Origin of the sequence: Pseudomonas sp. FH1 (assembly GCF_000510895.2) — a bacterium.
GTDB lineage: Bacteria > Pseudomonadota > Gammaproteobacteria > Pseudomonadales > Pseudomonadaceae > Aquipseudomonas > Aquipseudomonas azotoformans_A.
In genome coordinates this window covers 278,640-299,811 of the sequence record NZ_AOHM01000129.1, presented here as the reverse complement: position 1 = coordinate 299,811, position 21,172 = coordinate 278,640, and the positions used below count along the sequence as shown (strand labels likewise).

Genomic DNA, 21,172 nt, shown 5'->3' with positions numbered 1-21,172 from the left:
TTTACGCTTCCCCCAAATAGGCTTTGATCACTTCAGGATTGTCGCGGATCTGCTCCGGCGTCCCGTTGGCCAAAGGCGTGCCCTGGTTGATCACCACGATGTGGTCGGAAATGCTCATGACCAGTTTCATGTCGTGTTCGATCAACAACACCGTGGCGTTGTTTTCTTCACGCAACACACTGATCAGCGCCTTGAGGTCTTCGGTTTCCTTGGGGTTCAGGCCAGCCGCGGGTTCGTCGAGCATGAGGATCCGCGGGCGGGTCATCATGCAGCGGGCGATTTCCAGGCGACGTTGCTGACCGTAGGCCAGGGTGCCGGCCGGGCGGTTGGCAAACTCGGTCAGGTTGACCTTGTCCAGCCAGTACTCGGCGTACTCCATGGCCTCGCGCTCGCTCTTGCGGAACGCCGGAGTTTTGAACAGGCCCGCGAAGAAGTTGGTGTTCAGGTGTCGGTGCTGGGCAATCAGCAGGTTCTCGACCGCCGTCATGTCCTTGAACAACCGCACGTTCTGGAACGTCCGCACCACACCCTTGCGGGCGATTTCGTGACCGGCCAGGCCCTGGATCGGCTGGCCGTCCAGCAGGATGCTGCCACCGCTCGGCTTGTAGAAACCGGTGAGGCAGTTGAACACCGTGGTCTTGCCGGCGCCGTTCGGACCGATCAAGGCAACCACTTGTTTCTCTTTCACGGTCAGGGCCACGCCGTTGACCGCCAGCAAGCCGCCGAAGCGCATGCTCAGATTTTCGACTTTCAGGATCTCGCGGCTCATTTGCGCAGCTCCATGTGTGGACGTTGCATGGGCAGCAGGCCTTGAGGACGCCAGATCATCATCAGCACCATCATGGCGCCGAACATCAACATGCGGTATTCGCTGAACTCACGCATCATTTCCGGCAGCAGAATCATCACGATCGCCGCCAGGATCACGCCCAGTTGCGAGCCCATGCCACCCAGTACCACGATGGCGAGGATGATCGCCGACTCAATGAAGGTGAACGACTCCGGCGTCACCAGGCCTTGGCGAGCGGCGAAGAAGCTGCCGGCGAAACCGGCAAACGTTGCCCCGAGGGTAAATGCCGAAAGCTTGATGACTGTCGGGTTCATGCCCAGTGCACGGCAGGCGATTTCATCTTCACGCAGCGCTTCCCACGCACGGCCGATGGGCATGCGCAGCAGGCGGTTGATCACGAACAGGGCAGCCAGTGCCAGCAGCAACGCCACCAGGTACAGGAACACCACTTTGCTCACCGGGTTGTAGTCGATCCCGAAGTACTCGTGGAAGGTCTGCATGCCTTCTGCGGCGCTACGGTCGAACGTCAGCCCGAAGAAGGTCGGCTTGGGGATGCTGCTGATGCCGTTGGGGCCGCCGGTGATGTCGGTGAGGTTACGCAGGAACAGACGGATGATTTCACCGAAGCCCAGGGTCACGATCGCCAGGTAGTCACCGCGCAGGCGCAACACCGGGAAGCCCAGCAGGAAGCCGAACGTAGCCGCCGCCATGCCCGCCAAAGGCAGGCAGATCCAGAAGCCCCAGCCCAGGTAGTGCGAGAGCAGCGCGTAGGTGTAGGCACCCACCGCGTAGAAGCCCACGTAACCCAGGTCGAGCAAGCCGGCCAGGCCCACCACAATGTTCAGGCCCAGGCCCAGCAACACGTAGATCAGGATCAGGGTGGCGATGTCGACCGCACCGCGCGAGCCGAAGAACGGCCAGATCAACGCGGCCACGATCAGGCCGATGATGATGTAGCGCTGGGTACGCGGCAGGGTCAGGAATTGGCTGACCTTGGGCGATACCAACGGGCCACGGTTGCCCTTGAACAGGGCGCCGACCTGCTGGGTGAACAGCACGCGCAGGAACATCAGCACCGAACACAGGGCGATGATGGTCAGGGTCACGGGACCGGTGCCATGCACTTCCAGGTTGATGCCGACAATGCTCAGCTTGAGGCCGAGTACCGGAAAGGCCACGGCCCATACCAGCAAGGCGCTGAAAAACGCCGATTTAAGATATCTGCTCATACTTTCTCAACCTCCGGACGGCCCAGGATGCCGGTCGGACGGAACAACAGCACCAGAACCAACAGGCCGAACGCCACGACGTCCTTGTACTGGTCGCCGAAGATATCGGCGCCAAAGGCTTCGGCCACACCCAGCACCAGGCCACCGAGCATCGCGCCCGGGATACTGCCGATGCCGCCCAATACCGCCGCAGTAAAGGCCTTGAGGCCTACCAGGAAACCGGCGTTGGGGTTGATCACGCCGTACTGCATGCTCAGCAGCACCGCCGCAACGGCAGCCAGTGCGGCACCGATCACGAAGGTCAGGGCGATGATGTTGTTGGTGTTGATGCCCAGCAGGTTGGCCATCTTGATGTCTTCGGCGCAAGCCCGGCAGGCGCGCCCCAGACGGGAGCGAGAGATGAACAGGGTCAGGCCCAGCATCGCCACCAGGGTGACGACAAAGACCAGGATCTGCATATACGAAATCAGCACTTCTTGTGCGCCACCTGGGCCGAAGGAGATGCTCCCCGGGATCAGGTTGGGAATGGACTTGTCCTTGGAGTCCTGGGACAGCAATACGGTGTTCTGCAGGAAAATCGACATGCCGATGGCGGAAATCAGCGGAATCAGACGGTTGCTGCCACGCAAGGGACGGTAGGCAACACGCTCGATACTGTAGCCATAGGCACTGGTCACGACGATCGACGCCAGGAACGCGGCGGTCATCAACAGCGGCAGGGAGTGGATACCCATCATGGCCAACCCGGCAAGGGCGATAAAGGCCACGTAGGAACCAATCATGTACACCTCGCCATGGGCGAAGTTGATCATTCCAATGATGCCGTAAACCATTGTGTAGCCAATGGCTATCAAGGCATAGGTGCTGCCAATGGTCAGGCCATTAACCAGCTGTTGGAAAAAATGATAGATCTCAGGCATTACAGCGCTCCTAAAAACCCGATACGCATTTCACTGGTGGAGTCATTTCCGGCCTGTGCCCTGTTCTGTGACCAGGTTGCACAAAGCGTTTGCCAGCGAACCGCTGGTGACGGTTTTAAGATTTTCAGGTGAGCCAGCGCCCGGATCGCGGGTGACAGGCCCATAAACCTCGTAAAACAAAGCCCACTGCTCTCACAGTGGGCTTGTTGGACCAGTAACGCCTGCTTACTGAGGGGAAACTTCGGTTTTTGGTTTACCGAAGTGCCATTCGTAGACCACGAATTTGAAGTCCTTCAGGTCGCCCTTGGCGTCGAAGCTCAGGTCGCCGGTAGGGGTCTTGAAGGTGCCCGCGTGGATGGCGGCTGCCACTTTGGCGGTGTCTTCGCTCTTCGCAGCGGCAATACCGCCGGCGATCACTTCGATGGCCGAGTAGGCTGGGAACACGAACGGACCGGTTGGGTCCTGCTTGTTCTTGGCGAACTCTTCAACGATGGCTTTGTTGGCCGGGTCGGTGTCGAAGGACTTAGGCAGGGTCACCAGCAGGCCTTCGGAAGCGCCCTGGGCGATTTGCGAGATGGAGTCGTTGCCGACGCCTTCCGGGCCCATGAACTTGGCGTTCAGGCCTTTTTCCTTGGCTTGGCGCAGGATCAGGCCCAACTCAGGGTGGTAGCCGCCGTAGTAGACGAAGTCGACGTTGGCTTGCTTGAGTTTCTGGATGATCGAGGAGAAGTCTTTGTCGCCGGCGTTCAGGCCTTCGAAGACAGCAACCTTGGTGCCTTTTTTCTCGAGGGTCTGTTTAACGGCGGTGGCGATGCCTTCACCGTATTGCTGCTTGTCGTGCAGGACGGCAACGATCTTCGGCTTCACGTGGTCGGCAATGTAGTTGCCGGCGGCCGGGCCTTGGGCGCTGTCCAGGCCGATGGTGCGGAAGATCAGCTTGTAGCCACGGGCGGTGATTTCCGGGCTGGTGGCAGCCGGGGTAATCATGATCACGCCTTCGTCTTCATAGATGTCGGAGGCAGGTTGAGTGGAGCTGGAGCAGAGGTGACCGACCACGAACTTGACGCCGTCGTTGACCACTTTGTTGGCGACGGCAACGGCTTGTTTAGGATCGCAAGCGTCGTCGTATTCCTTGGCCTCAAGCATTTTGCCGTCGACGCCGCCCTTGGCGTTGATATCGGCGATGGCTTGTTTGGCACCCATGAATTGCATGTCGCCGTATTGCGTCACTGGACCGGTCTTAGGCCCTGCGATACCGATCTTGATGGTGTCGGCTGCGAACGAATGGCCGGCAACCCCAGCCAGGACCATAGCGGCAAACAGTTTGGAAATCTGCTTAGTAGCCTTATTCATAGTGCTCCACTCTTACTGTTGTATTTTTTATAGTTCTAGCGGCCTTGTGAGCTGCAGAACCGGATCAGATATCTCGGATATCCCCCCGGCAGTGCCCTGGCAACTGTACCGGTACAGTGTAGAGCGCCGGTTGATCGCTTGAAAAGCTGGCTGCTGGGGGCAAAACCCGGGTATGTCGCTTAAATGAAAGAAAAAGACAGAATTGCGGCGGGGTGATGCCAGAGTTTCGGGCAATCCTTGGCTTTCCTGACACTTTCTCTCGGTGACTCATTTGCAACTGGGTTTTTCTACCAGGGCCACGACGTTATGATTGCGCCGTTTTTTACTCAGGTGAATTCCCATGACGCAAGAACCTAGCACCCTCTATGCCAAGCTGCTTGGTGAAACCGCCGAAATATCCTGGAAGGAGCTTGAGCCGTTCTTCGCAAAGGGTGCCCTATTGTGGGTCGACGCAGGCCTGGATTTGATCGAAGCCGCCGAGGGAATGGCCGAGGACAACCGCGACAAAGTCGCTGCCTGGCTGGCCTCTGGTAGCCTGGGCGAAGTGTCTGCGACGCGGGCGCTGGACCTGGTTGAGCGCGATCCGAGTCTGTGGGCGGTGGTGGTTTCACCGTGGATTCTGATCCAGGAAAGGGCGGCGTAAGAAAAGACTGCACGAAAAAGGTGCACGTTTTTTGCCGAGGGAAGTGTGTAGCGGAGTAACTGCTGAAGCGGTGATGGCATCTTGCCGTAGAGAAAGGTCACAGCCGAGGGTGACGTGCGCGTCACGGGAACAGTTGGGCCGTGGTGAAATCACTGGGGAATTGTTTCCAGGTGTGCCAGGGCTATAGATATCTGTTGCCTGGGCTGTTGCTTTCGCGAGCAAGCCCGCTCCCACACTCGACCGCATTCCTATAGGATGCACACCTTCAAGTGTGGGCGCGGGCTTGCTCGCGAAGAGGGCGCCTCGGTCTAGGCGGTCTTGCCGGTGTGGTTATTCAACGAAATAACCTTGGTCTTACCGATGCGGTGACGGTAGATCTCACGCAGGTACTTGATCGCCTTCTTCACGCAATCCCGCGACAGGCGAATGTCATTGATCGACACGAATTTCTCTTTGTCGTTGATCAGCTCGCGGTACTTCTTCTCATACATCGGCTTGATCGCGTACCAGTTGGTATCGAGGATCTTCGCCGGGTTTTCGAACTCGTTGAGCAGCTCGTCGATACGGTCTTCGTCGAAGTCCTCGTGGATGATGAAGTCCAGGATCGAGTTGTCCAGCGTGTCATCGAACCGGTACGGGTTGCGCGCAAAGCAGCGCTTGATGAAGGCTACGATCAGCGTGAGGAAATCATCCGACAGGCACGGGCTTTTCGCGATCAAGGTGGTCAGCGACAAGTTGGCCGAAGCACCGATCACCAGGGCATAGCGCTTGAGGGTGGTGTTGGGGAACAGGCTGTTGAGGTGGGTCTTGAGCCGGTTCAGGTCCATGTAGGACAGTTTGTAGTCCTTGGGTAACGAAACAATCGACACCACCGACGAGCAGTTCTTGAAGAAGTGCAGGTCATGCAACGCGGCCGCGTCGTAGCCCGAATTCTTGTACTGCTCCAGCGACGCCTTGTAGCGCTTGGATTCGATTGGCAGCAGGCTGATGCCTTCGATGGCCTGGGTGACTTTGTTGAAGTGCGGCAGGTCGATGGAGCGGAAGAACAGGTCATCGATGTTCAGGCGTTGCGGCTCTTTCTCGAATACCTTGAACTTGTCGCTCGACGGCGCCGGGGTTTCCGGCACGACGGACTCGGCGTATGCAATTGCCACAGGGCCGGCCAGGCTCATGAACAGGTCGTTGGCATCCAGGCGAATGGTTTCGCCGATGTCGATCCCGGCACGACGGAAGTAGTTCTGGTCGTAGTCGGTGGTCACGGCCTGGGCGGTGAGGATGTTGAAGATCTGCTGGGAAATGTACTGGTTGGCGTGTTTTTCCATGGCATTGACGTCAATGTTCTGGATGTTGCCGTCATCGCTTTCTTCGGCATAACGCATGATGTCGTTGGAGATCAGCATCATCGCGTTCCACGGCCGGATGCGCCCCTTCACGCTGGCTTCGCTGCTGTCTTCGTTGGCGAAGTTGTACGAGAAATCCCATTCTTCCGACAGATACTTGCAGAGCAAACGCCCGGCGTTGATGTGCAGCGCCTCGGACATTTCGCTACGGTGGTCGGAAATGTTCGGCAGCACGCAAATGCCGCTGGTGAAGATCGGCTCGAACACAAAGGCATGGCCGCTTTTGCTGTCGTGCTCGTCGGCGGGCTTGGTGTCGAACGTCTTGTTCATGTACGAGTGTTGCTGGGCCAGGCCGAATTCCGAGGCCATGCCCGAGCCGGTGCCGCCGCCGGCGCTGAAGATCGAGAAGTACAGGCGCGACTGGTTGGCCTTGATGCCGCACGAGTCGATCAGGTACGAGTGGATCATCTTCCAGTCAGGGCTGGAAAAACGCTGGGTGTCTTTATTGAGGATGATCTTGGCCAGGTACTGGCCGAGGATCGGCGCGTTACCTGCACCACCGGCATGGACTTCAGACAGGTCCATGATTTTCATCTTGCTGTAGTCGCGCAAAAAGCCGCTTTTTTCGCCCTTGCGCGAGAAGCGGATACGCCCGGCGATGTCCTTGTCCAGGTCGCCAAGCATTACCAGCGGTTCCACCAGGAACACCGGTTTGCTGGCCTTGCCGCTGCCCAGGCGCAGGTTGTTGCGGATCCACTGGGCCGGGCTGTAACCCTTGTCCTGTGACTTGTCTTCGTTGCTGAATTCGTTCAAGTAGAACTTGCGCGCGTTGTACACCAGTTCCGCCACGTCGAGCGCGATGTTCGAACCACAGCGGCCCAGGCCGATCAGGCACACCGAGGGGAATTCCTGCTCGTTGCGCGGATCGTTGTCGCCTTCCAGATGGGGGGCGCGCGGGAACACCATGTCGCGCAGGCCGTCGAGGTTGTCGAGGATGCGGTCGGTATTGGTTTCGGTGAAATACAGGTATTGCTGGGTGGCCAGCGGGCGGGCGGTGCTCAATGACTTTGAACCTGAGGGAGTGTCCGCAGGAGCTGGGAGCAACACGTCGGATACCACGGTGGCAGAGTTATTTTTAGAAGTCATTGTGCGCCATGTGCCTGGGCGGATGGCTGAAAGTATCAAAGGGCCATCACGGAATGGGAGTTCGCGACTTTACAGTGCGTCCTTGTCCTGGGCGAGTGGGCTAAACCCTAGTGTTTTCGGGGAAAACCTGGCCGGACTCTGATGAATCGGCCGTTCGTCGGCGTTCTTTAGGCAAATGATGGCGAAATGCCAAAGATTCGGCGTCAGCGAATTGGCCTGACGATGGTCGTGGAGCCTCCACGGCTTGGCGAGGGCTCTTTCGGCGTACGGCTGTCCGTGGTGCTCACCCCGCTTGGTGAGTGGAGCGGATTGCGCATGTTGATGCCTTGCATTACACCGATGATGTCACTGGCTGGCACCGCAGGACTCAGCAGGTAACCCTGGACGAAATCACAGCCATGTTGGTGCAGCAGCTCGAACTGGGCCTGGGTTTCCACGCCTTCGGTCACCACTTGCAGGTGTAGGGTGTGGGCCATGCCGATCACCGCCTGGACGATCTCGATATCGGCGGTGGATTTGGGAATATCCTGGATAAACGAGCGGTCGATCTTCAGGGTGTTGAGGGGCAAGCGCTTGAGGTAAGCGAGGGATGAGTAGCCGGTGCCAAAGTCATCGATGGCCAGTGACACACCCAGCGCGCGGATTTGCCGCAGCAACGCCAAAGTACTGCTGATGTTACCCATCAGGGCGTTTTCGGTGACTTCCAGTTCCAGGCGGTTGGCGCCGATCCCGCTGAAGCGCAACGCGTCTTCGATTTCATCCGCCAGCTCATCGCGGGCCAGGTTCAGGGCCGAGCAGTTCACCGCCATGGTCAGGTCGGTATAACCCCGTTCCGACAGCAGGCTCAGGTCATGACAGGCTTGGCGCAGTACCCAGTGGTCCAGTTCGGCAATCAGGCCGTTGCTTTCGGCGATGCCGATAAAGCGGTCCGGAGCCAGTAGACCGTGCTGTGGGTGTTGCCAGCGTACCAAGGCTTCCAGTCGCGTGACCTTGCCCAGTTTCATGTCGAAGATCGGTTGATAGAACAGCACCAGTTGGTTACGGGTGCGCAGGGCGCCGCGCAGTTCCTCTTCCAGTTGCAGTTCAAGGAACGCGCGGGTTTTCAGGTTGGAGCTGAAGAAGTTCAGGCTGTTGCGCCCGGCATCCTTGGACTGATACAGCGCCAGGTCGGCGGTTTTCAACAGCTCTTCGCACGTCAGGCCGTCATCGGGAAACAGGCTGATACCGATGCTGGTGGTCATCACCATGCGCCGGCCGGCCAGTTCGATGGGTTCTTTCATCTGCTGCATGATGCGTTGGGCCAGGTGCCGGGCTTCGTCGCGGTGGTGGATGCTGATCAAGATGCAGAACTCATCGCCGCCAAACCGCGCCACCACATCGGCGTGGCTGCGTACCGAGCCCTTGATGTGCCCGGCCAGCACGGTGAGCAACTGGTCGCCGGCGTCATGCCCGAGGCTGTCGTTGATGCGTTTGAAGTGGTCGATATCAAGGAAGATCACCGCCATCATGCCGTGGGAGGCGGTTTTTTCGGCGAGCTTTTCCGCGAAGATCTGGTTGAAGCCTCTTCGGTTGAGCAGGCTGGTCAAGGCGTCGTAGTGGGCCACCTGTTGCAGCGAGGCGCGGGCCTGATCGAGTTCGCTGAGCAGCGCATTGACCCGACGCAGATCGCGTTCCTTATGTTGCAGTTTCTTGTCAGCCAGGGCCGCGCTGATGCTGCTGCCGATCACCAGCAGGGTGATGACGGCGACCGACAAGCCCAGTTGAATCGGATTGTTGTCCAGCGGCAGCGACAAGTCCGCCCCCGTCGGCACCATCAGGCGCATAGCGGCCATGCCGGTGAAATGCATGCTCAGGATGCCCGCGCCGAGCACCAGACTGGCGGCATATTTAAGCAACTGGTGGAACACCCCGGCACCGTTGCGCAGGTAACTCGACAGCAGCAAGGCCGCCAGGCTGGCGCCGATGGCAATGCCGATCGAGGCCATGAACAGTTTTGTTTCGAAATACACCTGTGCCTGGGAACGCATGGCCGACATGCCGACGTAATGCATCAAGGCGATGCCGATGCCCATCCACACCGACGCCAGCAAATACTGGTGGAAGCGCAGGTGGGGGTGACTCAGGGTTTGCATGGCGATCAGCGACGCGATCAACGCGATCAGCAAGGACGCGAACGTCATGAGCAGTTCGTAATGGATGGCTATCGGGGCCTGGAAGGCCAGCATGCTGATGAAATGGGTCGACCAGATCCCGCCCGCCAGGCACCCGGCACCGAGCCAGCGCCAGTGGCGGCGCGCGGTAGGGTCTTCGACATGGCCGACGCGTTCGGCCATGTCCAGCGTGCCGAAACCCGCCGCGCAGGCGACCAGGTAGGCCAGCAGTACCAAAAAGGGGTTATGACTGCAATTGAGTAATAAGTGCCCGCTCTCTGGAAGCTCGGTAAAAAAATGCAGACCCAGCCATTCCATAGCATGTCCCGTCATAGCGTCACGTCACTGCCTACGGCGATGACCTATGGGGACCAGTGTAGACGTGTAGGAGAATTCGCCAAGAAGTAATGGCACTTTGCTCCTCTACGATTTTGGCATGCCACTCATAGCGTTTGATGCTAAGCGCTCATAGGCAGCTCCAGTTCGAACGGTGCTTCCAGCGGCGCCAGGCCAAATGCCGCGCGGGCTGCATCGCAATCGGCGTTGTGCACGCCTTCATACCAGGAGGACTCGAATTCGCGGCACACACTGGAGCGCTGATCATAGATCGTGCAACGGGTGCCTTGGCCCACTTCCCCTTCAAGGCCGCAGCAGCGTGCCGGTTTCTGGTCGGTGCCGATCATCGCCACGCGGGTGTGATTGATCTGCACCACCAGATCATCGGGCACCGTGCCCCCCGATGAGGCGCACTCGCCCCAGAAGAAAGACACGCGAAAGTGTGAACAGCAGGCACCGCAATTCAGACACGGACTGGCTTCGGACATGGGCGTCATCGATAAGAAAAGTAGGGGTGGGGTGTTACGGAAGGCTCGCCATTCTATCCGGGCCATGGCCGTTGGGAAGGGGGGCAGGCACTTATATTTTTGTAGGCCAAGTCCCGTGCTGCCGGGCGAAATCATGCCCTATCAGCTTTACGAATCATTACAGACAACCGGGGGCTGGCTGACTATGTTGCAGGTACCGGGCAGGATGCATCGGGCATCGCAGCTCTCATAACAATAAAAGAGACGGACCCATGCAGAACTCGACCCAAGCGGCGAATGCCTGGCGCATTCTGTTCCTGCTGTTCCTCGCTAATCTGTTCAATTTCTTTGATCGCACGATTCCGGCGATCATCATCGAGCCAATCCGCATGGAATGGCACTTGAGCGACTTCCAGCTCGGCATCATCGGCACCGCCTTCACCATCGTCTACGCCATTGCCGGCCTACCCCTCGGGCGCCTGGCCGATACCGGCTCGCGCAGCAAACTGATGGGTTGGGGCCTGTTCGCCTGGAGCGGGTTGACGGCGGTCAATGGCATGGTCGGCAGTTTCTGGACGTTTCTGCTGGTGCGCATGGGAATCGGCATTGGCGAAGCCAGCTATGCGCCGGCGGCCAACTCGCTGATTGGCGACCTGTTCCCGGCGCACCGTCGCGCGCGGGCCATGGGCATTTTCATGCTGGGCCTGCCGTTGGGGCTGTTGCTGGCGTTCTTCACCATCGGCTGGATGGTCAAGGCGTTCGACAGCTGGCGCGCACCGTTCTTTATCGCGGCGGTACCGGGGATGATCCTGGCGGTGTTCATGTTCTATATCAAGGAGCCCAAGCGCGGCGCCGCCGAAACCGTGCAGGTTTCCCAGGAGCGCGTCGACCGCCCGATCCGCCGCGTACTGGCGGTGCCGACCTTCCTGTGGCTGGTGCTGGCCGGGTTGTGCTTCAACTTTGCCACCTATGCCTGCAACTCGTTCCTGGTGCCGATGCTGCAGCGTTATTTCCTGATGCCGTTGCAGGAAGCCGCCGTTGCCACGGGTGTGATCGTCGGTCTGACCGGCCTGGTGGGCCTGACCCTCGGCGGCTGGGTCGCTGACAAGATCCACCAGCGTGTTGCCAATGGTCGCCTGTTGTTCGCCGCGTTCAGCCTGATTATCTCCACCGTGACCACCGCCTGGGCGTTGCACGCCGGGCGTATCGAGATTGGTGTGTTTGTGGCGCTGTTCAGCGTGGGTTGGTTGTTCGCCTATAACTTCTACACCTGCGTGTACACGGCGATCCAGGACGTGGTCGAACCGCGCCTGCGCGCCACGGCCATGGCGCTGTTTTTTGCCGGGCTGTACTTACTGGGCGGTGGGATGGGGCCGATCGTGGTGGGTGGGCTCTCCGATCATTTCGCCCATTCGGCGATGTATGCGGCCGGGGCGGAGCAGATGACTGAAGCGTATAAAGCGGTGGGGTTGCATGACGCCATGTACCTGATCCCGGTGGCGCTGTTCTTGACCATGCTGTTTTTGTTCCAGGCGTCGCGGTGTTTTGTGCGCGATGCCAAGAAGATGAAGGAGGGGTTGAGTGCGGTGGAGGTGCCGGGTTCGGCGGTGACAGCTTGAGACCGAGGTGACTCCTTCGCGAGCAAGCCCGCTCCCACATTCGACTGCATTCCAACGTTGGAACTCGGTCAACTGTGGGAGCGGGCTTGCTCGCGAAGAGCCCCGAAAGACTAATAAAGAAGGCCCGCATTGCGCGGGCCTTCTTTTTACTAGCCTGCGACCAGGACCCGAATCGCTTCCAAGCGCAACGCAGCCTTATCCAGCATCGCCAAGCCTTGCTCACGTTGGGCACGCAAGGCCACCAACTCACTGTCACGCACGGTCGGGTTGACCGCTTGCAACGCGGTCAGGCGTGCCAGTTCTTCGTCGGTGTCCGCCGCCAGGCGACGCTTGGCCTCGGCCACGCGCTCGGCATGTTGCGGGGTGATCTTCTCTTCACCGGCATTGATCCGTGGCGTCAGCTGGTCGCGCTGGGCCTGGATGAACTTGTTGGCGCTGGCCCGTGGCACGCTTTCCAGCTGGTCGTTGAGGGTCACGAATGACACGCGGCTCGACAGGTCGTTGCCGTTGGCATCCAGCAGGCAGCGCAGGGCGGCCGGCGGCAGGTAGCGGCCCAGTTGCAGCGAGCGCGGGGCGACCACTTCGCTGACGTAGAGCAGTTCCAGCAACACGGTGCCAGGCTTCAGCGCCTTGTTCTTGATCAGCGCCACGGCGGTGTTGCCCATGGAACCGGACAGCACCAGGTCCATGCCGCCCTGCACCATTGGATGTTCCCAGGTGATGAACTGCATATCTTCGCGGGACAGCGCCTGGTTACGGTCGTAGGTGATGGTCACACCTTCGTCGTCGCCCAGGGGGAAGCTGGCGTCGAGCATTTTTTCGCTGGGCTTGAGGATCAGCGCGTTTTCCGAATGGTCTTCGCTGTCGATGCCGAATGCGTCGAACAGGGTTTCCATGTAGATCGGCAGGGCGAACTGGTCGTCTTGCTCCAGAATGTCCTCGACCAGCGCATCACCTTCACCTGCGCCGCCGGAGTTGAGTTCCAGCAGGCGGTCGCGACCAGTGTGCAGCTCTTCTTCAAGACGCTCGCGCTCGGCACGGGCCTCGTCGATCAGGGCTTGCCACTCGCCGTCGTCGGCGTTTTCCAGCAGCGGCAGCAGGCGTGGGCCGAACTGATGCTGCAAGGCGTTGCCGGTCGGGCAGGTGTTGAGGAAGGCGTTGAGCGCTTCGTGGTACCACTGGAACAAGCGCTCTTGCGGGCTGGTTTCCAGGTACGGCACGTGCAGTTCGATCACGTGTTTCTGGCCGATCCGGTCCAGACGGCCGATGCGCTGTTCCAGCAAATCGGGGTGGGACGGCAGGTCGAACAGCACCAGGTGATGGGAGAATTGGAAGTTGCGGCCTTCACTGCCGATTTCCGAGCAGATCAATACCTGGGCGCCAAACTCTTCATCGGCGAAGTAGGCGGCGGCGCGGTCACGTTCGAGGATGTTCATACCCTCGTGGAACACCGTGGCCGGAATACCGGAGCGCACGCGCAGCGCGTCTTCCAGGTCCATCGCGGTTTCGGCGTGGGCGCAGATCACCAGGACCTTGGTGCGCTTGAGCATTTTCAGCTGGTCGATCAGCCACTCGACGCGCGGGTCGAAGCGCCACCAGCGGTTTTCTTCTTCGATGTCCGGTTGCGACTGGAAGCTGACTTCCGGGTACAGCTCGGCGTGTTCGCCCAGCGGCAACTCCAGGTATTCGTCCGGGTTCGGCAGCGGGTAAGCGTGCAGTTTGCGCTCGGGGAAACCTTGCACTGCGGCGCGGGTGTTGCGAAACAGCACGCGGCCAGTGCCGTGACGGTCGAGCAGCTCGCGCACCAGGCGTGCGCTGGCTTCGGTGTCGCCATCATTGACGGCGGTCAGCAGGGCTTCGCCTTCGTCCCCGAGGAAACCCTGGATGGTCTTGTGTGCGGCAGGGGAGAGGCGCCCTTTGTCCAGCAGCTCCTGCACGGCTTCGGCGACCGGGCGATAGTTCTCGCTTTCGGCGCGGAAGGCGGCGAGGTCGTGGAAACGGTTCGGGTCGAGCAGGCGCAGGCGTGCGAAGTGACTGTCCTGGCCCAGTTGCTCCGGGGTGGCGGTCAGCAGCAGCACGCCCGGAATCACTTCGGCCAGTTGCTCGACCAGTGCGTATTCAGGGCTGGCCTTTTCTTCGTGCCACACCAAGTGGTGGGCTTCGTCGACGACCAGCAGGTCCCAGCCAGCAGCGAACAGTGCGTCCTGGGCCTTCTCGTCGTCCACCAGCCATTCCAGCGCGACCAGGGCGAGTTGGGTGTCCTCGAACGGGTTGGTGGCATCGCTTTCGATAAAGCGTTCTTCGTCGAACAGCGCAACCTGCAGGTTGAAGCGGCGGCGCATTTCCACCAGCCATTGGTGCTGCAGGTTTTCCGGGACTAGGATCAGCACGCGGTTGGCGCGGCCCGACAGCAGCTGGCGATGGATCACCAGGCCGGCTTCGATGGTCTTGCCCAGGCCCACTTCGTCGGCCAGCAATACCCGTGGTGCGATACGGTCAGCGACTTCGCGGGCGATGTGCAGTTGGTGAGCAATAGGTTGCGCACGCACGCCACCCAGGCCCCACAGCGAGGACTGCAATTGGCGGCTGGTGTGTTCCAGGGTGTGGTAGCGCAGCGAGAACCAGGCCAGCGGGTCGATTTGCCCGGCGAACAGGCGGTCGCTGGCCAGGCGGAACTGGATGAAGTTGGACAGTTGGGTTTCCGGCAGGGTGACCTGCTCGTTCTGCCCATTGAGGCCGTGGTACACCAGCAGGCCGTCGACGTCGTCGACTTCCTGTACGGTCATTTTCCAGCCTTCGAAGTGGGTGATGCTGTCACCCGGCGAAAACCTCACACGCGTGAGGGGCGCATTCCGTAGCGCATACTGGCGAGTGTCGCCAGTGGCCGGATAGAGCACGGTCAACAAGCGGCCGTCCTGTGCCAGAACGGTGCCTAACCCCAGCTCTGCTTCGCTGTCACTAATCCAGCGTTGCCCCGGTTGATACTGCTGCGCCATGCTGCCTGACTCCCGCCGTGAAAAAGCCGACTATCTTAACGGAACAAGCCCCCACGCCCAAGGACTCTGACAAAAACTACTCCGTTTGCGTGGGGGGCCGGAAGCCGAATCGACGGGTGGCGGGCACTTGGGAGTGTCGACTGGGTCACAGCTTGGCGAGCCTGCGCTCAAGTCGCCCTGCCACCCGCCGACAGCCTGTTGATCAGGAGAATAATCACTATGCTGCCACCCATGCTGCCCGTCAGCGTTGTGCCGGTGACGTCACAACTCGATCCGGTGCGACAGAAGCCGGATATCCCGCCCGTGGTGCCAGTTCAGCCGGGCTCCAACGAGAGCACCATCGACCTGAAAAAGGGCGACGCCGAGACCTCGGCTTTTTTGCTGCGCGAAGAACAACGCCGCCAGCAGGAACAACAGAAACGCCGGCGTGAAGCCGATGAAGACCCGGAGCAGCACCTGGCCATTCCGGGCGACATACTCAACGCCGATAACACCGTGCCGGTGGTGCCACTGATCGAAGATGCCCCGCGCCAGGGCTTGTGGGTGGACGTCGAGGTTTAGTCGCGCAATTCGCGCAGGGCGGCTAACAACACCTCGATATCCTGCTGGGTATTCAGCGGGCTGACCGAGATCCGCGCCACGCTCTCCAGGCCCCGCGCCTGCATATCCAGCGGTGTGTAGGCGACGCCATTGGCGCCGATATTGATGCGCTTGAGGCCCAGCCGCCGCTTCAGTTCGAATGCATCCCAGCCCGCCAGGTTGAAGGCGATCAAGCCTGACTGCTGCGTGCCCAGGTCATGCAGGGTAATGCCTGATATCCCACGCAACGCCTCGCGGATTCGCTCGGCGGTTTGCGACATTGTTTCCCAGGCGCGCTCGATGCCCAGATGATTCATCTCTTGCAACGCATTGCCCAGGCCTGCCAGCAAGGCGAAAGAGGTTTCGCTGGTTTCGAAGCGCCGTGCGTCGTTGCGCAGGTCAAAACCCTGGGCGGTCCAGGGTGCTGAAAATACATCGCGCTGGGTCGGATTCAACCGTTCAAGAAAACCCGGTCGCACATACAACAGCGCGGTGCCCCGTGGGCCGCGCAGGTGTTTGCGGCCGGCCGACTTGAGCACGTCGCACTGCAACGCCTGTACATCCACCGGCACCTGGCCGACGGCTTGGCCGGCGTCGATGAAGTAGGGGATGGCATGCCGCCGCGCCACTTCACCGATGGCCTGGGCGGGGTTGATCAGGCCGCCATTGGCTGGGAGCCAGGTGAGGTCGATCAGCTTGACGTGTGCATCGACCATCGATTCCAACGCCAGCGGGCAGACCGCGCCGGTTTCATCGCAAGGGATGACTTCCACTCGGGCGCCGGCCTGCACTGCCAGGTCCATGCTGGCCAGGTTGCCGCCCCATTCGTGACGGCCTACCAGAATACGGTCGCCTGGTTGCCAGGGCCCCAAGGCTTGGAACGCCAGGCTCCAGGCGGTCGAACCGCTGCTGGCAAAGGCAATCGAAGCGACGGGGGCATTGAGCAGTAGCGCGGCGGCGCGGCGGGCTTTTTCCACCAGCACCGCGCCCTGTTCGCCGGCTTCCATCGGGCCGTCGCGGGCCTCGCGTTGCAGTTGTTCGATGATCGCATCAAGGGTCGCCTGGCTGGGCAGGGACGCACCGGCAGGGTTGAAGTGCACGATGCCGGACTGACAGCCCGGCGTGGCGTCCCGCAGGCGCTGGACTTCAAGCGGGCTCACGGGCGTAGCTCGAAAATGGCATCAACCTCCACGGCCACACCGGCCGGCAGGCTGGACACACCTACGGCGGTGCGCACGTGCCGGCCTTTTTCACCAAGGGCGTTCACCAGCAGGTTGGACGCACCATTGGCGACCACGCTTTGCTGTTTGAAATCACCGCTGCTGGCGATGAATACACCCAGGCGCACGGTGCGCACCAGGCGCGATAAGTCGTCGCCAAGGGCGTTACTCAGTTGCCCCAGCAGGCCCAAAGCCGCCAATTCGGCCGCCTGTGCACCTTCTTCATCACTGAGGGATTCGCCCAAGCGACCGATGTAGGCGGGCTTGCCGTCTACCAGGGGAATTTGTCCGGAAACGAATAACTGGTTTTGGCTGATGACATGGTTGATGTAGTTGGCAATTGGCTGGCTTGGGGTGGGCAGCGTGAGGCCAAGGGCTTGCACGCGTTGGCGGATGGAGTCGCTCATGATGAATCCTCTGGGTTTTGGAGGTTTCAGCATGTTGGCTGCATCAAGGGGCGACAAACGGATAGATCTCACGCGACGTATCGAAATAACTCACGCGTCGGCGCAGGCTTCCTTCAGCCATTGGCTGAAACAGGCGGCGGCTTCAGTGGCGGGGCCTTCGGGCGCGATGAGCCAGTAGCCGATATCGCTGTGATAGGGCGGCCAGTCGAACGCTTCCACCAGGCTGCCGTCCTGTAGTCGACGTTCTATCAGGCGATGGCGGCCCATGGCGATACCTTGGCCGGCCACGGCGGCTTCGACCACGATGTTGTAGTCGTGCAGCATTACGCGGGGATGGTGGGTGAGGTCGACCTGGTAGTGCGCGGACCAGTCGGTCCATTCAAAGGGGCGGTGCGAAGTGGCCATCAGCAGTGGGCTGTCCTGGCGTGCCTTGAACGATGGGCTGCACACCGGGGAGATGATCTCGGGCATGAGCCGCGTGGCCTGGACATCGGGCCAATCACCCTTGCCGTAACGGATGGCCAGGTCGACTTCGGCGCCCGCGACATCCGCCAATTGAATCGCCGGCAACAACTCCACCTGGATATGCGGGTAGCGGTTGAGAAAGCCCGCCAAACGCGGCGCCAGCCACAGCGTGGCGAACGATGCCAGTAAACCGATGCGCAACACGGTGGCGCTCGGGGCAACCCGCTGGGCACGCGTGGCGGCGGCGATAGCATCGAGGGCAGGGCGGATTTCGTCGTAGTACTGTTGGCCGTCGGCGGTCAGATCAATCGCGCGGGTGCGTCGGATGAACAGTGGTTTGCCCAAGTGTTTCTCAAGTTTCTGCACCTGATGACTGAGGGCGCTCTGGGTCACCGATAACTCGCTGGCGGCTTTGATGAAACTCAAATGCCGCGCCACGGCTTCGAAAGCGCGCAAGGCCAGCAACGGCGGAAGGTCCTTGTGCAGTGCCACTTCAGCATGCCTCCTGGGTAGGCCGCAAAAGGCTGATTTTGAGGTAACTCCGGCATATTGTCGCGCGTTGGTTTTACCTTTCAGTCTCATTTCTGGGATTTTTCCTACATACCATTACGTAGGAATTCACAAAAATTCGCCTCTTTTTTTGAGGTATTGAAACGATGAAGACCTATATGAAGGCCGGTATGGCTGCACTCGGTATTGCGATGGGAGGGAGTGCCACCGTACAGGCAAACGAGTCTCCTTTGGTCGGGGCATGGCGGTTGGTGGCCTATCAGGTTGAATCAAAGGATACGCTCAAGAAGATTCCAGCCATGGGTGACCATCCTACCGGGCGTGTCATTTTTACCGCGGACCATCGCGTAGCGTTCGTCTTGACCGGCGAGGCGCGAAAAGGTGGCTCAATCGACGCGGAAAAGGCCATGCTGTTAAATTCCCTCGTCGCCTATACCGGTATCGAACGAGTGGAGGGCAATCAGTGGTGCTCCCAGGTCGAATCGGCCTGGAACCCGACGTGGGTCGGTACCACGCAGTGCCGCGAGTTTCGCATTGATGGCGACACACTGGAGGTGCTGACTCCATGGCGGGAAATGCCGAATTGGCCGGGCACGACTCGCTCCATCATTACGTTCGAGCGTGACAAATAGAGAAAAATCTCGGTGGGGCAGATTTTTTATCCACGGCATTTGCCGACTCGTAAGCTAGGCCGCATTATTGAGCCATTCCCTCCACGACGTAAGCCAAGCCATGAGTGAAGACGACAAGCTGATCGATTTGAATGCCGAACGTGCCAAGCGCGTGCACGACCTCAATGACAGGCGCCTGAATGAAGTGCGCCAGGCATTTGAACAAGCGATGCCGCTCGGCAAAGTGAAGAAAAAGCCGAAGAACAAACCGAAAAAGCGTTGAAACAGCCTGCATCCCTTGATGCAGGTCAGTTATTGCCCTTCTTTACGCCCCGTCGCGGGCGACATTGATCCCCGTCAATTTTCCAATTCGCCTTCTCCATTAACTTAGCCCTATCGCAACAGGGCAAGCACAGGAGGCCGGTCATGTTTATCGATAATGTGGTGTTTGCCGGAGTGCTGACTGTAAGCCTCATGGTGCTGTTTTTTGTAGGGTTTGGAATTTTTATCTGGAAAGACGCGAACAAGCGTAAAAAACCTTAGTTTTTCCAGGTTACATGAGCACGCAAGGCATTTTGGGCGACTTCGGTCGCCCTTTTTTTGCCTGTTATTTGAGTCGGCTTCTACAGAAAAACGAACATAAAAAAAGGTGCGACCCTCGCGGATCGCACCTTTTTTATTGCAGCGGGGTTATCAACTACCCAGCGCCTTCGACGCCAACCAGAACAACCCGGCCGACAAACCTACCGTCGCCGGCAGGGTCAGCACCCAGGCCATCAGGATGGTCTTCACGGTGCCGCCTTGCAGGCCGCTTTTGTTCGCGACCATGGTGCCGGCCACGCCGGAAGACAGCACGTGGGTGGTGGACACCGGCAGGGCGAAGATGTTGGCAAAGCCAATCATGGTCGCGGTGGTGATCTGCGCCGACATGCCTTGGGCATAGGTCATGCCCTGCTTGCCGATCTTCTCGCCGATGGTCAGCACCACACGCTTCCAGCCCACCATGGTGCCCAGGCCCAAGGCCAGTGCAACGGCGAGAATCACCCAGAACGGGGCGTACTCGGTGGTGGCAGTGAGGTCTTTGCGCAGCTTGTCGAGGTCGGACTTCTCACGCGCATCCAGGCCTGGCAGTTTGCCGACTTTTTTCGCGGTGTCATCCAGGCAGAGCAAATAGCGACGCACTTCAATACGCTGGTCAGAAGTCAGCGAGTGATAATCGGACACGCCTTTCAAGGTGTCGACCAGCGCGTTGATGGTCGGCTCGGTCTGTTGCGGGTTGCACTGGAACTTGCCCGGCAGATCGTTCTTCACGCTTTTGCCCAGGGCCAGGAACTCACCGAGCGTAGCGTTGTTACGCTGGTAGAACTGGCTCAAATGCACGGTCGCATCGCGGGTACGTTCGATCTGGTAAGTGGTGCTGCCCAGGTCGAGCACGAACTGCGCGGGCACGATACCGATCAGCACCAGCATGATCAGGCCGATGCCTTTCTGGCCGTCGTTGGAACCGTGCACGAAACTCACGGCCATGGCGGAAATCACCAGCACCAGGCGGTTCCAGAACGGCGGGTGTTTCTTGTCGTCAAGCTTGCGGCGCTGGTCCGGGGTCTTGTGCATCTTCGACAGCGGCCGCCACCACTTCAGGCCAATCAGCACCAGGGCTGCGACCAGGAAGCCGGCCATGGGCGAGAACACCAGGGAGGCGCCGATATCGATCGCCTTCTGCCAGTTCACACCGTCTGCCAGGGGAATGTCGTTGATCAGGGCATTGGCCAGGCCGACACCGAGGATCGAGCCGATCAAGGTGTGGGAACTGGAAGCCGGGATACCGAAGTACCAGGTGCCCAGGTTCCAGGTGATCGCCGCTGCCAATAAAGAGAAGACCATTGCCAAGCCATGGCCGGTGTTCACATTGATCAGCAACTCCACCGGCAGCAAGTGCACGATGGCGTAGGCGACACCGACACCACCGAGCAACACGCCGAGGAAGTTGAACACCCCGGAGAAGAACACGGCCAGGTGCGGCGGCATGGCTTTGGTATAGATGACTGTGGCCACCGCGTTAGCGGTGTCATGAAAGCCATTGATGAACTCGAAGGCGAGGACAAAGGCCAGGGCGAGCAACAGGCTCACGAGAACCCAAGCATCCAGTCCGCTGAATAAATCGATCATGAAGGTTTTCTGACCCGGTCGTAAGGGGGCGCGATTATGCCAGAAAACCTCAGTAATCGATGCACTAGCTGCTCATCGGTAACAATCTTCACCGAAAAAAAAACCCAGAAAGGCACGCATCCCAGGGTTTTCGGGGCTTTGGCAAGTCTTTGATTTATAAAGCAGAGGGGCCCCGTGGTGGGTTTTGTCACAAAAACGTCACGCCTGAAACATTTGTATGAA

18 protein-coding genes are annotated in these 21,172 nt (G+C 59.7%); 6 read left to right on the top strand and 12 right to left on the bottom strand.

Features of this window, described 5'->3' with window-relative positions; genetic code table 11:
* Nucleotide 1 precedes the first annotated feature (1 nt).
* The 4 genes from livG to H096_RS29180 form a co-directional block, all read right to left on the bottom strand.
* Complete coding sequence (livG, locus tag H096_RS29195; RefSeq protein ID WP_010212365.1) at nt 2-769, bottom strand: high-affinity branched-chain amino acid ABC transporter ATP-binding protein LivG; 768 nt, start codon at nt 767-769, stop codon at nt 2-4.
* Nucleotides 766-2,019, bottom strand: a complete 1,254-nt coding sequence (locus H096_RS29190) for a high-affinity branched-chain amino acid ABC transporter permease LivM (protein ID WP_016975068.1) — start codon at nt 2,017-2,019, stop codon at nt 766-768. The genes livG and H096_RS29190 overlap by 4 nt, the downstream gene beginning before the upstream one ends.
* Nucleotides 2,016-2,939, bottom strand: coding sequence for a high-affinity branched-chain amino acid ABC transporter permease LivH (gene livH / locus H096_RS29185; RefSeq protein ID WP_028619257.1), 924 nt, complete (start codon nt 2,937-2,939; stop codon nt 2,016-2,018). The genes H096_RS29190 and livH overlap by 4 nt, the downstream gene beginning before the upstream one ends.
* Before the next feature lie 225 nt (nt 2,940-3,164).
* On the bottom strand, nt 3,165-4,292 hold the full coding sequence (locus H096_RS29180) for a branched-chain amino acid ABC transporter substrate-binding protein (protein WP_016975069.1): 1,128 nt from the start codon (nt 4,290-4,292) through the stop codon (nt 3,165-3,167).
* A 340-nt stretch (nt 4,293-4,632) separates the two neighbouring features.
* Between H096_RS29180 and H096_RS29175 the strand changes: the two genes are divergently transcribed.
* On the top strand, nt 4,633-4,935 hold the full coding sequence (locus H096_RS29175) for a DUF2288 domain-containing protein (RefSeq protein WP_017735930.1): 303 nt from the start codon (nt 4,633-4,635) through the stop codon (nt 4,933-4,935).
* 308 nt (nt 4,936-5,243) lie between these two features.
* Here H096_RS29175 and H096_RS29170 read toward each other — a convergent pair whose 3' ends face one another.
* From H096_RS29170 to H096_RS29160, 3 genes are all read right to left on the bottom strand, one after another.
* The gene (locus tag H096_RS29170; RefSeq protein WP_033902739.1) at nt 5,244-7,421 is read right to left on the bottom strand and encodes a hypothetical protein; all 2,178 of its coding nucleotides are present in this window, start codon (nt 7,419-7,421) and stop codon (nt 5,244-5,246) included.
* A 203-nt stretch (nt 7,422-7,624) separates the two neighbouring features.
* Complete coding sequence (locus tag H096_RS29165) at nt 7,625-9,889, bottom strand: bifunctional diguanylate cyclase/phosphodiesterase (RefSeq protein WP_033902738.1); 2,265 nt, start codon at nt 9,887-9,889, stop codon at nt 7,625-7,627.
* Nucleotides 9,890-10,029: 140 nt separating this feature from the next.
* The gene (locus tag H096_RS29160) at nt 10,030-10,395 is read right to left on the bottom strand and encodes a YkgJ family cysteine cluster protein (RefSeq protein WP_033902737.1); all 366 of its coding nucleotides are present in this window, start codon (nt 10,393-10,395) and stop codon (nt 10,030-10,032) included.
* A gap of 251 nt (nt 10,396-10,646) precedes the next feature.
* On the opposite strand from H096_RS29160, the gene H096_RS29150 reads away from it, so the two are divergent.
* Nucleotides 10,647-11,993 carry an MFS transporter gene (locus tag H096_RS29150; RefSeq protein WP_033902735.1) on the top strand — a complete coding sequence of 449 codons (1,347 nt, stop codon included), beginning with the start codon at nt 10,647-10,649 and terminating at the stop codon, nt 11,991-11,993.
* A 149-nt stretch (nt 11,994-12,142) separates the two neighbouring features.
* Here the strand turns inward: H096_RS29150 and rapA are convergent, their stop codons facing one another.
* On the bottom strand, nt 12,143-14,989 hold the full coding sequence (gene rapA, locus H096_RS29145) for an RNA polymerase-associated protein RapA (RefSeq protein WP_033902734.1): 2,847 nt from the start codon (nt 14,987-14,989) through the stop codon (nt 12,143-12,145).
* 219 nt (nt 14,990-15,208) lie between these two features.
* On the opposite strand from rapA, the gene H096_RS29140 reads away from it, so the two are divergent.
* Nucleotides 15,209-15,550 carry a hypothetical protein gene (locus H096_RS29140; protein ID WP_033902733.1) on the top strand — a complete coding sequence of 114 codons (342 nt, stop codon included), beginning with the start codon at nt 15,209-15,211 and terminating at the stop codon, nt 15,548-15,550.
* Here the strand turns inward: H096_RS29140 and H096_RS29135 are convergent.
* The 3 genes from H096_RS29135 to H096_RS29125 all read right to left on the bottom strand — a co-directional run bounded on the left by H096_RS29135 (nt 15,547) and on the right by H096_RS29125 (nt 18,152).
* Nucleotides 15,547-16,728, bottom strand: a complete 1,182-nt coding sequence (locus H096_RS29135) for an aminotransferase class V-fold PLP-dependent enzyme (RefSeq protein WP_033902732.1) — start codon at nt 16,726-16,728, stop codon at nt 15,547-15,549. The two genes, H096_RS29140 and H096_RS29135, sit on opposite strands and share 4 nt — an antisense overlap.
* Complete coding sequence (locus H096_RS29130) at nt 16,725-17,195, bottom strand: RidA family protein (protein WP_033902731.1); 471 nt, start codon at nt 17,193-17,195, stop codon at nt 16,725-16,727. The genes H096_RS29135 and H096_RS29130 overlap by 4 nt, the downstream gene beginning before the upstream one ends.
* A gap of 90 nt (nt 17,196-17,285) precedes the next feature.
* The gene (locus H096_RS29125; protein WP_033902730.1) at nt 17,286-18,152 is read right to left on the bottom strand and encodes a LysR substrate-binding domain-containing protein; all 867 of its coding nucleotides are present in this window, start codon (nt 18,150-18,152) and stop codon (nt 17,286-17,288) included.
* A gap of 164 nt (nt 18,153-18,316) precedes the next feature.
* Between H096_RS29125 and H096_RS29120 the strand changes: the two genes are divergently transcribed.
* The 3 genes from H096_RS29120 (at nt 18,317) to ccoM (ending at nt 19,324) form a co-directional block, all read left to right on the top strand.
* Nucleotides 18,317-18,802 carry a lipocalin-like domain-containing protein gene (locus tag H096_RS29120; RefSeq protein WP_082461950.1) on the top strand — a complete coding sequence of 162 codons (486 nt, stop codon included), beginning with the start codon at nt 18,317-18,319 and terminating at the stop codon, nt 18,800-18,802.
* A 100-nt stretch (nt 18,803-18,902) separates the two neighbouring features.
* On the top strand, nt 18,903-19,064 hold the full coding sequence (locus H096_RS34305) for a hypothetical protein (protein WP_191983025.1): 162 nt from the start codon (nt 18,903-18,905) through the stop codon (nt 19,062-19,064).
* 143 nt (nt 19,065-19,207) lie between these two features.
* Nucleotides 19,208-19,324 (top strand): cytochrome c oxidase subunit CcoM, encoded by a 117-nt coding sequence (gene ccoM / locus H096_RS34795; RefSeq protein WP_003172387.1) that lies wholly within the window; start codon nt 19,208-19,210, stop codon nt 19,322-19,324.
* 150 nt (nt 19,325-19,474) lie between these two features.
* On the opposite strand, the gene H096_RS29110 is transcribed toward ccoM, so the two are convergent.
* Nucleotides 19,475-20,950: an inorganic phosphate transporter gene (locus tag H096_RS29110; protein ID WP_028619266.1), complete on the bottom strand. Its 1,476-nt coding sequence runs from the start codon at nt 20,948-20,950 to the stop codon at nt 19,475-19,477.
* Nucleotides 20,951-21,172 lie beyond the last annotated feature (222 nt).